General features: G+C 37.0%; 13 protein-coding genes and 2 riboswitches. Of the genes, 3 read left to right on the forward strand and 10 right to left on the reverse strand.

Annotated elements, in window-relative coordinates:
• The first annotated feature begins 214 nt into the window (after positions 1-214).
• On the forward strand, positions 215-1453 hold the full coding sequence (locus N782_RS19285) for a YeeE/YedE family protein (protein ID WP_036824264.1): 1239 nt from the start codon (positions 215-217) through the stop codon (positions 1451-1453).
• 62 nt (positions 1454-1515) lie between these two features.
• Here the strand turns inward: N782_RS19285 and N782_RS19290 are convergent, their stop codons facing one another.
• The 9 genes from N782_RS19290 to N782_RS19330 all read right to left on the reverse strand — a co-directional run bounded on the left by N782_RS19290 (position 1516) and on the right by N782_RS19330 (position 8962).
• Positions 1516-2361 carry an oxidoreductase gene (locus tag N782_RS19290; RefSeq protein WP_036824267.1) on the reverse strand — a complete coding sequence of 282 codons (846 nt, stop codon included), beginning with the start codon at positions 2359-2361 and terminating at the stop codon, positions 1516-1518.
• A 141-nt stretch (positions 2362-2502) separates the two neighbouring features.
• Positions 2503-3108, reverse strand: a complete 606-nt coding sequence (locus N782_RS19295; protein ID WP_036824271.1) for a splicing factor 3b subunit 2 — start codon at positions 3106-3108, stop codon at positions 2503-2505.
• 228 nt (positions 3109-3336) lie between these two features.
• Complete coding sequence (gene thiD, locus N782_RS19300) at positions 3337-4176, reverse strand: bifunctional hydroxymethylpyrimidine kinase/phosphomethylpyrimidine kinase (protein WP_036824273.1); 840 nt, start codon at positions 4174-4176, stop codon at positions 3337-3339.
• Between the two features lie 13 nt (positions 4177-4189).
• The gene (locus N782_RS19305; RefSeq protein ID WP_036824275.1) at positions 4190-5212 is read right to left on the reverse strand and encodes a MoeB/ThiF family adenylyltransferase; all 1023 of its coding nucleotides are present in this window, start codon (positions 5210-5212) and stop codon (positions 4190-4192) included.
• 7 nt (positions 5213-5219) lie between these two features.
• Positions 5220-5423 carry a sulfur carrier protein ThiS gene (gene thiS / locus N782_RS19310; RefSeq protein ID WP_036824277.1) on the reverse strand — a complete coding sequence of 68 codons (204 nt, stop codon included), beginning with the start codon at positions 5421-5423 and terminating at the stop codon, positions 5220-5222.
• Positions 5423-6016 (reverse strand): thiamine phosphate synthase, encoded by a 594-nt coding sequence (locus N782_RS19315; protein WP_036824279.1) that lies wholly within the window; start codon positions 6014-6016, stop codon positions 5423-5425. Before N782_RS19315 ends, thiS begins: the two co-directional genes overlap by 1 nt.
• A 63-nt stretch (positions 6017-6079) precedes the next feature.
• A riboswitch (TPP riboswitch) is annotated at positions 6080-6185 on the reverse strand.
• A gap of 13 nt (positions 6186-6198) precedes the next feature.
• The gene (gene thiH / locus N782_RS19320) at positions 6199-7302 is read right to left on the reverse strand and encodes a 2-iminoacetate synthase ThiH (RefSeq protein WP_036824281.1); all 1104 of its coding nucleotides are present in this window, start codon (positions 7300-7302) and stop codon (positions 6199-6201) included.
• 14 nt (positions 7303-7316) lie between these two features.
• Positions 7317-8087 (reverse strand): thiazole synthase, encoded by a 771-nt coding sequence (locus N782_RS19325; RefSeq protein ID WP_036824283.1) that lies wholly within the window; start codon positions 8085-8087, stop codon positions 7317-7319.
• A gap of 95 nt (positions 8088-8182) precedes the next feature.
• A riboswitch (TPP riboswitch) is annotated at positions 8183-8284 on the reverse strand.
• Between the two features lie 66 nt (positions 8285-8350).
• The gene (locus tag N782_RS19330) at positions 8351-8962 is read right to left on the reverse strand and encodes a trimeric intracellular cation channel family protein (RefSeq protein WP_036824292.1); all 612 of its coding nucleotides are present in this window, start codon (positions 8960-8962) and stop codon (positions 8351-8353) included.
• A gap of 172 nt (positions 8963-9134) precedes the next feature.
• Between N782_RS19330 and msrB the strand changes: the two genes are divergently transcribed.
• Both msrB and N782_RS19340 read left to right on the forward strand, forming a co-directional pair.
• A complete protein-coding gene (msrB, locus tag N782_RS19335) occupies positions 9135-10280 on the forward strand; it encodes a peptide-methionine (R)-S-oxide reductase MsrB (protein ID WP_036824286.1) in 1146 nt (381 codons plus the stop codon).
• A 195-nt stretch (positions 10281-10475) separates the two neighbouring features.
• Entirely contained in the window at positions 10476-11717 is a 1242-nt protein-coding gene (locus N782_RS19340) for a hemolysin family protein (protein ID WP_036824287.1), read from the forward strand.
• Positions 11718-11825: 108 nt separating this feature from the next.
• Here N782_RS19340 and N782_RS19345 read toward each other — a convergent pair whose 3' ends face one another.
• Complete coding sequence (locus tag N782_RS19345) at positions 11826-12692, reverse strand: 5'-3' exonuclease (RefSeq protein ID WP_036824290.1); 867 nt, start codon at positions 12690-12692, stop codon at positions 11826-11828.
• Positions 12693-12894: the final 202 nt, after the last annotated feature.

Consider the following 12894-nt stretch of genomic DNA (forward strand, 5'->3'; position numbering starts at 1 on the left):
CCAGTTAGTAATGGTAATTTTGAAATATATCTCGAATCCAAGTCTTCAAGATTATGCCTCTAATGTTGAATAACTTTGACTATGTCTGTCATAAGAAATCAATAAAAGAATACATAGTTGTGCAATCATATTTATTTACAAGTATTCCAAACCATACTATTATAGTCTTCGAAATAATCCTTATTAAATTGATAGGAATTGAGGTGTATTAAGTATGGAAACAGCAACAACAACTTCTAATCGTACATTTACAACACAGATTGCTCAATTGAACCCTGTCCAGAAACCACTTGTAACACTAGGTATTATTGCAGCAATCTTGTTATTTACCATAACCGTTTCGGTAACAGGGTGGACACAAGGTGTGTTATTTATTATAGGACTCGCCTTTGGAATTACATTACTACATGCTCGTTTTGGTTTTACTTCAGCATTTCGTCGATTAACATCAGTTGGAAATGTTCAAGGCATGCAAGCTCACATGCTCATGCTTGCAGTTGCATCTATTTTATTTGCCATTGTATTAGGTACTGGTTTTAGTTTTACAGGAGGCTCTCCAAGTGGGTACGTTTTTCCTGTTGGCATGAGTGTCGTATTTGGGTCATTCCTTTTTGGAATCGGTATGCAAATGGGGAATGGTTGTGCATCTGGAACTCTTTATAACGTAGGTGGCGGAAAGGCATCGTTATTTGTAACCTTATTCGGATTTATTGTTGGATCTGTCATTGGTGCCTATCATTTTACATGGTGGATGGATACACCTAGTATCGGCGCAGTTTCTCTTGCTACAGATACTGGCTTTGGTTATTTTGGCGGAGTAATCCTTCAGCTTATCATTTTCGCTGGAATCTATGGTATCACAGTACAAATCGCTAAAAAGAAAAACCCACCAAAAATGGAGCCACTACCAACAACTACTGGGTTAAAGAAACTAGTACGTGGTTCTTGGCCATTACTTGTGGCAGCTGTAGTACTAGCTGTGCTAAACGCAATTACTCTTTCTGTACGAGGTAATCCATGGGGCATTACATCCGCTTTTGCTCTTTGGGGCTCTAAAGTGTTAATGGCTTTAGGTGTTGATGTAAGTAGCTGGGGATACTGGTCAGGAAGTAGTGAAGCTTTACAAACAACCGTACTGGCTGATTCTACAAGTGTGATGAACTTTGGCATTATTTTAGGTGCTTTTATCGCAGCTGCTGCTCAAGGTTCATTTAAGCCAAAAATGTTTAAACCAGGTGTTGCCGCTTCTTCACTAATCGGAGGAATATTAATGGGCTATGGAGCTCGTCTTGCTTTTGGTTGTAATATTGGGGCTTATTTCGGTGGCATCGCATCATTTAGTCTACACGGCTGGGTATGGATGATTATGGCTCTAATCGGAACGTACCTCGCTTTATTCATTCGACCGTTATTCGGTATGAAGAACCCTAACCCTAAAGATTCAATCTGTTAAGAAACATTTCAATCAAAAAAGCTCCTGGTTATACATTAATACCAGGAGCTTTCGTTATGTAATTAGATTTTCAACCGTTTTAAGAATTTACTCTCCCAGGTTGGCCATGGAACGAGTTTTTTCAATCTCATCATGTTACGGACACCTTTCCCTACTGGATATCGAAGGTATTTTATTTTTCGCTTTTCTGCTAAGGATGCAACCAGCTCTGCAACATCCTGTGGTTCACCTAAATTTTCTTCCCCAGCTTTCATCTCTGCTTCAATTTTTTCCATATAATTATAATAAGGAGATGTTTCTTGTAAAGAACGCTCGCTAATTTGTTTACCAGTTGTCCATATATTTGTTTTGAAAGAACCAGGTTGTACAATTGCAACATTAATTCCATAAGGTTTTAATTCTAATCGTAAACTTTCACTATACCCTTCAAGTGCATGTTTGGAAGCCACATAAGGGGAGATACCAGGAAACCCAATCAGACCACTAATACTACTCATGTTTATGATGGTGCCACTTTTTTGTTTTCGCATGGTTGGGAGAACTGTTTGGGTTACGGCCATAGTACCAAATACATTCGTTTCAAACTGTGCTCTGTATTCATCTATCGTAATCTCTTCACTAAATCCTCCCAAAGCATAACCAGCATTATTGACAAGTACATCCACTCGTTTAAGAGTCTTAATAAATTGTTTAAATTGTTCAATAGAATCATGATTTGTTACATCTAGTGGTTCAAATTGAATGCGGCTTAAAACATCAGCACTTGGTACTGCTTCTGTTACATGGTGTGATTTTTCTAAGTTTCGCATTGTAGCATATACCAAGAATCCTCTTTTTGCCAGTTCTACAGTAATCAGTAAGCCAAATCCACTAGATGCTCCTGTTACGATTGCAGTTTTTTGTACCATACTCTCCCTCTTTTCTATCTAGTGAAAGATTAGAATATACTATTAACTTCATTCGTTATAGAATATTAATTCCAGGCTGTCTTTAACCAATACTTTTTATAAAGATAAATAGCATCACTTTCTAGAAGTGATGCCACTCTATTATTTCATCATGTTTGTGACCTTACCAGAATGTTTGTTGACATAGTACCAACCTATCGTTGCAGTATGAGTATTACTCTCTTGTTCGACTATTTCATAAACATGTACAACATATTTATCTGTCACCTCGTGATCAACTTCAATAGTCACATCCTCTTTGCTTTCCATAGAAAGATGCTTCTTCACCATATTTACAGCCTGTTCTTTTGTAATATCTGAGTCATCAGATTGTTTATTCTTGTCGTTATCTTCCACACTCTCATTTTGTTTCTTTTCTTGATCTAGATTATTATTATTTTCTTGATTGGATTTAGTAGAATCCGAAGTAGTAGCATCTTGTTTCTTTTCATTAGATTCCCCATTACCAGTGGAAGTAGAATTAGATTTTGTATTTGTATTTGTATTTTTGTTATCTTCTGTTTCATTTGATTTTTGGTTAGAAGAATCCTCTTCATTAGCTTCGGTTGAAGTTTCATCAGAGGTTTTTCCATCTTCCTCTTCGATTGTAGATTGACTGGAGTCATCTATCGTAATGTCCTTATCTCCAGAGCATCCAGTGAATATTATAATACCTACAAAAGACAGCGTAAGTACACTTTTTTTCATAGCTTACATCCTTTCTTGCTAGTACCTATACCATTTTTGTCATTCATTAGACGTATTTTATTAGTAATACGTTTCATAGTTTTAGATTCATTATACATATATTGGTTATGTTGCACAGTACAATAATACATCGTAAAGGTACCTTTTAACAAAGGCTGTCTCTTAATCTTCCCTAATTTTTTGAGAATAGTTTTTTTCTTATACTTGAGGCAGAACTTGTTCTTAAATTTATAGTTTTACTATTTGTTTTTTTATAGTTGAAATACGAGCATCCTCTGTTTCTCGAAATGCCCAGTGATTTGTTGGTCCATGACCCGACCCAATGTGAAGATTTTCTCTAATAGCGGCTTCAATAAATTGCTTTGCTACCAAGATAGCATCAATTATACTCTCTCCTTTAGCCAGTTGGGCTGTAATAGCAGCTGAAAAAGTACAGCCTGTGCCATGTGTATTCATTGTATGATATCGGTTTCCTGTTAGGAGTGTATATTGTGAACCATCATAGACTACATCCACAACTTCACTACTATTTCCATGACCACCCTTCACCACTACTACCTCTGCACCATATGACTGGATAAGATGTGCTGCTCTTTTCTGGTCCTCTAGTGAGTTAATGGAACGTCCAGTTAACACCTCTGCTTCAGGAATGTTTGGAGTAATTATTTTTGTAAATGGTAATAGTTTTTCTAGTATTGTGTTGATAGCATTATCGTCAAGAAGCTTTTGACCACCTTTGGCAACCATAACAGGGTCCACAACCAGTTGCGTCATGTTATAAAAATCGATTCGTTCCGCTATCGCCTCAATAATATCGGAACTACCAAGCATACCTGTTTTCAAAGCATTAGGAAAAAGATCTGTTCCAATCGCATCTAATTGAGCACGTACAGATTGTATTGGCATAGAATGCACACCATGTACACCTTTTGTATTTTGTGCTGTTACAGCAGTTATGACCGACATCCCATATACATTAAGTTCCTGAAAGGTTTTTAGATCTGCTTGTATGCCTGCTCCCCCTCCAGAATCTGATCCAGCGATAGTTAGTGCTTTTGAAATTGTCATAAAACGTTCCTCCTTACCCAATCCATCGACTATATATTTTCTTAGCTTTTGTTATATCATCTGTCCCGTGTATCAGTACTCGACCATCTTTAAATATGACCACCCGATTAAGGTCATTAAATGGCTTGAAAGATAGTAAATAATCATTCTTATTAATAGAACCTAGTGGTTTTAGCTGCTCTTCAATCTGGTTCAAGTTAATCTTTGCTCTTTGTGAAGGTCTTATTTGCACTGTATCTCGACCGCATAATACAGCAGTTTGACTTTGATTAGCTTGAGAAAGAAAAGGATATGTTGCAGCTATCCCACAGGAAGAACAGGTATCTTTCTTCAAATGATTAACTGTGATAGAACTATGTTCATTTTTCCAAATATCAAAAGAGACGATCTGATTACGCATCGCTTCTTTGTCATCAACCATAATCTTTAGTGCCTCCGCTGTTTGATGTGCTACAACCATTTGTACAGCTGGTGCAATGATACCGATTGTGTCACAAGTAGCACCACCTGCCGGAATAATATCCATCAAGCATTGCAAGCAAGGTGTCACCCCTGGAATAATAGTAAAAGATAGCCCATAACTACCAACACATGCACCATAAATCCAAGGCACATTGTATTTCTGACTTAAATCATTGATTAGAAGACGTGTATCAAAATTATCTGTAGCGTCGATAATAAGGTCTACTTCTTTCATGAATGGTTCAAGCTCTTCCCTTTGTGCATCCATTACTATTCCTTGAATGGAGACCTGGTGGTTCATTTGCCTTAACTCTCTTGTAGCGGCAACAGCCTTAGGAACATTTTCTTCGGCATCAGCCTCCATGAATAGTTGTTGACGTTGCAGGTTACTATACTCAACAACGTCACGGTCAATGAGAGTCAATTTCCCTACTCCACCCCTTACTAAATTCTGTGCAGTGGCCGTTCCTAAAGCTCCTAAACCTAAGATTAAGATACTTGATTGCTTTATTTTTTCTTGCCCCTTCGTTCCAATTGGGGAGAACAATGTTTGTCTCGAGTAGCGGTCTGTCACTTCCTATTCATCCCCCTCCGACAAAATGGACAATTTCTACTTGATCTTCTTCTGTTAATACAGTCTTGGTGTGATTATCCTTATCCACAATCTCTTTATTCCACTCTACAATGACTGGTTTATCATCAAGCTTATAGTAGACTAATAGTTCCTCAATGGTTCGCACCTCATCCGGCATCTCCACTTTGTTTCCATTTATTTGGATCTTCATCATTTCCATCCTTTCAAATATTTCTTAATTGTTTCCTTACTATCATTTGACTCCCATATAGCTGAAAGGATAGCAATCCCAGCTGCTCCTGTTTCTTGTATAGCATTCACTTTATCTGGAGTAATCCCTCCTATTCCTATAACAGGTATCGTCAAATTGTTAACGACTTTTGAAAGCGAATAAGTACCCTTGGGTGGAATATTTGGTTTTGAATCACTCTCATAAATGTGACCATAGTAAACATAATCAGCACCTTTTCGCTCAGCCCACCTTGCCCCTTCAATCGAATGAATAGACTGCCCAACCACTAAGTCAGGTAGCGTTCTTTTCACTAAATCTGGAGTCAAACTTTTTTCTGTTAAATGAACTCCACCAACCCCTGATGCAACGGCGACATCTGCACGATCATTGATGATGATTTTTTCTGAAGGTATTCCAGCTTTATTCATATCTTTAATCCATTCAACTAACTCAAAAGCACTAAGATTTTTTTCTCGTATATGAACAACTTCAATATCATCATGTACCTTAGTTAATATTTGGATTGTTAGGTCTTTCTCGTTGTTACCGTTCGTTATAAGATGGAATTTCATATTAGCCTCACTTTCGTCACAAAAAAACCACTCCTCATGTGGAAAGAAGTGGTGGCAGGGGTGATCATTCCTGCACCACCTCCCTCCGCTATAATGATATAGTTCAGGTTCAAAGGGTCTGATGTTATACATCATCTCAGTCTTAATGACGACTCCCCTGGCAGTGTACGATTATGTTATTGTTAAATTACTTGCCAATCTTTCATAACAGGTTGGTAGCCTTTGGAATGGAGTAATTGTTGAATTTCTTGAACAGAACGTTCATCCGATATCTCAAATTGACTTTGATTTTCATTCGGCTCTGAGTAACCTCCTACTTCCGTTGAAGATGCAGCTGACATTTTGGTCACTCCAAGAGGAATCAAATTCTCCCGTAAAGTTGGGTCTTCTCGTGTTGAGATTGTTATTCCTGTATGTGGCAAGAACAACCTCAGAGCTAACATAGCTTGAACCAAGTTACGATCTGTTACCTCAATTGCAGGTTGGAATTCTCCTGCATTCGGCTTAATACGTGGAAAAGAAACCCCAATATCTGTTTCTAAATAAGCATGTTGTAAATATTGAGCATGCATACCTGTGAAGAATGATTCTTTTCTCCAATCATCTAAACCTAATAAAGCTCCAATATTCACATTTCTCATACCTGCTTTACAAGCACGTTCCGGAGTATCTAACCTATATTGGTAATTACGTTTTGGTCCTTTCACATGAATATCTTTATACGTTTCTTCATTATAGACTTCCTGATAAACCGTAACCCCATCAATACCACTTGCCACTAACTCCTCGTACTCGTCTGTATTCATCGGTTGTATTTCAATACCAACTGATGAGAAATATTTTTTTAGAACCGTCATACTCTCTTTCAAATATTCTACAGATGAGTGTTTCTTTGACTCGCCTGTTAACAGAATGATATGTTCAATCCCCATATTAGCAATCACTTTTGCTTCCTTCTCGATTTCCTCTAGGGTTAATATTCTTCTTGGAAAAACGTTGTCTATACTAAAACTACAATACTTACATGTGTTCACACAGTAGTCAGATAAATATAATGGTAAAAATAGCTGCATGGTTTTCCCAAAGTGTTGCACCGTTTTATAATGTGCCTTCTGTGCCATTTCTTCTAAATAATTTTCTGCACTAGGAGATAAAAGACAAAGATAGTCTCTTGTTGTCAATGATTCTTTTTCAAGGACCTGTTCCACATCTTTATTTGTCACTTTACTAAATTCTTTTTCAAAAGAGATTTGTGTTAGTTCCTTATAATTATTGTAAAAACTCATCATAACTCTCCTTTTTACGTATTCAAAAACCCAGTTAGTGGTGATGACGCACGTGCTGTAGTCGACTTTGTTCCAGGTCCAGAAATGTAAGCCATCCTTCCAGCTTTTACTGCTAAATCAAAAGCTTTTGCCATTGCTACGGGATCAGTTGCTGTAGCAATAGCAGTATTCACAAGTACTGCATCCGCTCCCATTTCCATTGCTTCAGCTGCTTCAGATGGCTTCCCGATACCCGCATCCACTACAATAGGTACATCAGCTTCGGTAATCATTATTTTTATCATTTCTTTCATGCGGATACCACGATTAGACCCAATTGGAGAACCTAGTGGCATAATAGCTGCAGCGCCAGCATCCTCCATTCTCTTTGCTGCTATCAAATCAGGAGTCATATATGGCAACACAACGAATCCTTCCTCTACTAATGTTTTGGTAGCTTTTAAGGTTTCTTCGTTATCTGGTAACAAATATTTGTAATCCGATATCACCTCAATTTTCACCCAATTCCCCAACCCACTCGCTCTTGACAACCTCGCAATTCGAATTGCCTCTTCTGCTGTTCTAGCACCTGAAGTATTAGGCATTAGTTGAACAGAATTAGGTATGTCATTTAATATATACTGATCATCCCCCTTGAGATCAACTCTCCTTAACGCAACCGTTATTACTTCGGAAGTTGATTGAAGAATCGCATCCTTCATAACCTGGTGATCATGAAATTTACCCGTACCAGTGAACAGTCGATTTGAAAACGCTTGACCACCTATACATAATTGATCTGACATTTCCTCATTCATCCTTTCTATAATAGTCCATAAAAAAAGCTCATCCATAGGAGGATGAGCTTGGATATACGTGTGTTCACTAATAATCTAGTATTTACGTACGTCTTCTGCTTCCCTCCGTTGGTCTTAACCAATTCAGGTTCAAAGGGTCGGAACGAATCCTCTCAGCCATGTACATGGCACCCCTAGCTTTTTATTATGTAATTGTTTAATCTAATAGTAACAAATAACAGTGAGGCTGTGAACCATAATTTTCCTTATATTTAAATCCGATACAAGTCTCGAAAACGTAAGTGCCAATTCATATGGAATGATAATAGCCTTAGTGTAATAATTGCCCCAAACAAAATATATAACTGAATGGAATTGGTATAGTCTATTATCCCAAACGCTATGACAGCTCCTGCAAAAAGTGCCCAAACGGCATAAATTTCTGTGTGTAAAACCATTGGCCTCCGCTGAGCTAACACATCTCGCGTAACTCCACCACCTACACCGGTTATAATCGCTGAAAATAAAACAGCACCAACTGGCAAATGATTGTTCATCGCAAACAATGCTCCTTGTATGGCAAAAGCTGACAAACCAAATGCGTCCAAATATACGTTCCAACGGTTCCAAAACATGACCCAGCCTTTTGGGAAAAAGTAAACGATCATAATAGTTCCAACAGCAACATAAAGGAAGATCCCTTGTTCCCAAATATGTACTACATCTTGCTGTAGAAATAAATTTCTTGCTATACCACCTGCAAATGGCGTAGCAATTCCTAAAATAATAACTCCGAAAATATCATAACGTTCACTCATAGCCACAATCGCCCCACTAAAGGCAAACGCAGCCACCGCAACAAAATTCAAAAAATCCCATGCCATCGTATTCTTTCCTTTCATCAATCACTATTCCTATCTTAGCATATAACATCTGAGGGTACTCCTGAAATTTTCACCCTAGCCCACTATAATTGTAAGGTCAGCCGATGTACATGATATAATAAGTATAAACAATCTCAACTTTGAGATATTTACTTGAAGGAGCGTGACCTCCATGAAAAAAAGAACCTATTGGATTTTAGGAATTGTTGGCATAATTGCCGCTTTTTTGATAATACCGGAAGCATACCCTTATGTGACGAAGCGCTCTCATGACACCGAAGCCGTGAATGCTGAAAAGATTACCGAAAATGAAGCTATTGCAACATTTGCTGGTGGCTGTTTTTGGTGTATGGAACCTCCTTTTGAAAAGGTAAAAGGTGTGAAAGAAGTCATCTCCGGCTACACAGATGGCTCTATGAAAAACCCCTCCTACAAAGAAGTATCATCAGGAAGTACTGAACATGTGGAAGCAGTGATGGTGAAATACGATCCACAAGTGATTTCCTATGAACAGCTGTTAGACATCTTTTGGCGTCAAATCGATCCTACAGATGATCAAGGTCAATTCGTCGATCGAGGACAACAATATACAACAGGGATTTTTTATCATAATGAAAAACAGAAAGAACTTGCTGAACAATCGAAAGAGGAACTTAACGAATCGAATCGCTTTGAAGAAACGATTGTTACTCCAATAAAAGAGGCATCTACTTTCTACAAAGCAGAACAATATCATCAGGATTACTATAAGAAAAACACTACACGCTATAACATTTATCGAGATAACTCTGGTCGTGATGACTTCTTAGAAAAATATTGGGGAGACGATCTAAAACTGAACCTTCCAAAGAAAAGCGAGAAAGAAAATAAGAATCAGGCTTCAAGGCAAGAAGAGTTGAAACAAAAGTTAACAGATATGCAATATAAAGTCACGCAAGAAGACGGTACAGAACCAGCGTATGATAACAAATATTGGGACCATAAGCAGGCCGGGATTTATGTAGATATCGTTTCCGGGGAAGCACTATTTAGTTCTACTCATAAATACAAGTCAGGAACAGGTTGGCCAAGCTTCACTCAACCTATAGATAAAGATCATATAGTGTTGAAGGAAGATAACTCACTGTTTGGAACACGTACAGAAGTCCGTAGTAAAAATGCCGATTCGCATCTAGGTCACGTCTTCGATGACGGACCAGAACCTACTGGGAAACGCTATTGCATGAATTCAGCCGCTTTACGCTTCATTCCAAAAGAAGAGATGAAAGAAAAAGGTTATGGTGAATATTTATATCTTTTTGAAGAGTCATCAACATAAAGTTGATGGCTTTTTTTAGTATGAACTAGATAAATGAGAGGCTCGCTCATAAATGCGGATCTATTATTTTCCTTTTCAAACAAGAAACAACTATAAATGGTCCAAATTTAGTTATATCCTTTCTTTAAAAAAACAAACGTTCTGTTTATAATTAAAATAATCTATCGTTATAGAAACCTAAGGAGGACTTACTTCGTGATTTTTGCTATTATATTTTTGCTTTTTGTCTCCTTGTTTTTTTCAGGGAGCGAAACAGCTTTAACAGCTACAAATAAAACAAGACTACAATCGAAAGCTAATAAAAATGACAAAAAAGCAGAAAGTTTATTGAACCTAATTTCAAAGCCGAGCGAGTTTATTACTACCATTTTAATTGGCAACAATATAGCTAATATCTTGCTACCAACGCTAGTGACGACAATGGCTATTCAGTATGGTTTTAATGTAGGAGTTGCTTCAGCTATTTTAACTGTTGCAATTATCATCTTTTCAGAGGTTATCCCTAAATCAGTGGCTGCAACATTCCCTGATCGTATTGCATTGTTGGTTTCACCAGTTATTCGTTTTTTTGTGATTTTGTTTAAGCCTATAACCATCATCTTAAATTGGATTACAAGTTATGTAACAAACGCTTTATCTAAAGGACAACCACCTGACGCCTCGGTCTCAAAAGAAGAATTACGAACAATGGTAGATATTGCTGATTCAGAGGGTACTTTTCAAAAGTACGAATATAACAGGATAAAAGGTGTATTAGACTTTTATAATCTAAATGTAAAAGATGTACTAAAGACACCTCGCGTGGAAGTGATTGCCTTACCCAAAGATTCGACATTTGAACTAGTACGAGATGTAGTATTAAAAAATCCGTACACAAGGTATCCTGTTTATGACAAGGATATGGATAATATCGTTGCCATATTCCATTCCAAGTTTTTAATTTCGTGGTCTATGGAACCTGAAAAACAGTTGAAAGACTTTAGTTACCATGATCCTCTATTGGTTTATGAGTTTCATAAAGTGGAATGGGTATTTCGTATGATGACTAAAGAAAAAAAGCATATTGCTATCGTTTTGGATGAATATGGAGGTACAGAAGGTATTCTAACTCTTGAAGATGTTATTGAAGCGATGATTGGCTTGGAGATAGAAGATGAGACAGATGTAGAAGTAAATTCCATTATCGATAAGCTTACAGAAACAGAAATCATTTGCGATGGAAAAATAACATTACATAAATTGAATTCTATGTTTGGAACCGATATCCCAGAAGACCAGGACGTGCTAGCAAGGTATTTATTAGAGGAATTTAATACATACCCTAAGGAAGGGGAACTATTAGAAAGAAATAACCTAACGTTTAAAATCCTTAAAGTAGAAAACAGGAAAATCAAGAAAGTGTTAGTTAGAAAGAACCCTACTGACAATACTGACTAGAGCTAAAAACATTTTGTGGCCACATGACTTTATTAATGTTATCCACAAACTTAGACCGTCTTTAGTTAACTATAAGATAAAAAAACATGGCTATATAGCCATGTTTTTTTAACCAATCATTGAATCCAAACGACCCAACTCGACTTCATTAAATTTTTCAGTCATTAGTGCTCGATCAATTGATAATGAGGCTTCTTCAAGTGAGCATGTAATATCTGCTTCACAATATATCCGTGCAAGTTTACGTGAAAGATGTAGGTTTTCTAAATCTCGTTCAATCTTTTCTTTTTGGCCTTTTGTTAATGAAGTTAGATTCTCTAAAATTCCATCAACAGAGCCATGAGCTTGAAGTAATTTTAGTGCTGTTTTCTCCCCTATTCCTTTCACACCAGGATAATTATCACTACTATCACCCATAAGAGCTTTTAAATCAATCATTTGTGTTGGGGAGATACCTTTTTCATCATAAAAAGCTTGTTCTGTATATTCCCCATAATTACCATACCCTTTTTTCAAAAGAACAACTTTAACGTTCTCTTTTAGCAATTGAAGAATATCTTGATCACCAGTAAGAATTAGCACCTCGGATTCTTCACTCAATTGAGATGTCAATGTCCCTATACAATCATCAGCCTCGTACCCTTTAATACCAACATTCGGGATATTTAGAGAATCTGTGACTTCTTTTACAAGATCAAATTGAGGAAGTAATTCAACTGGAGGTGCATCGCGGTTCGCTTTATAATCTGGAAACATTTCTGTTCGAAACGTCGTACTCCCCATGTCCCAACAACAAATTACATGACTTGGATTATAGTGATTCATGGCAGTAAATAAATGCTTTACAAAACCATGAACAGCATTTGTCGGTGTACCTTTACTATTAATTCGATAATATCCACTCATTGCTGTAGAGAAAAAAGCACGAAATAATAGTGCCATCCCATCTACAAGCATTACTTTATTCTTTTCCATTCTAAACGCTCCTTTTCACACTACATATTTATATTATAGAGGAAACATAAAGAATGACAAGCCCATACCTATCAGTAAAAATAGACCAAATATAGTATATAAGATGGCTATGTTTAGATTTTTGTTGATTTAATAATGAAACAGTTTTATGTTGTTCCATATAAGCACCATTATGTTGAAGACTTGGATTCGAGATATTATG

This window comes from Pontibacillus yanchengensis Y32, from assembly GCF_000770635.1.
In the GTDB taxonomy this organism is placed as follows: Bacteria; Bacillota; Bacilli; order Bacillales; family BH030062; genus Pontibacillus; species Pontibacillus yanchengensis.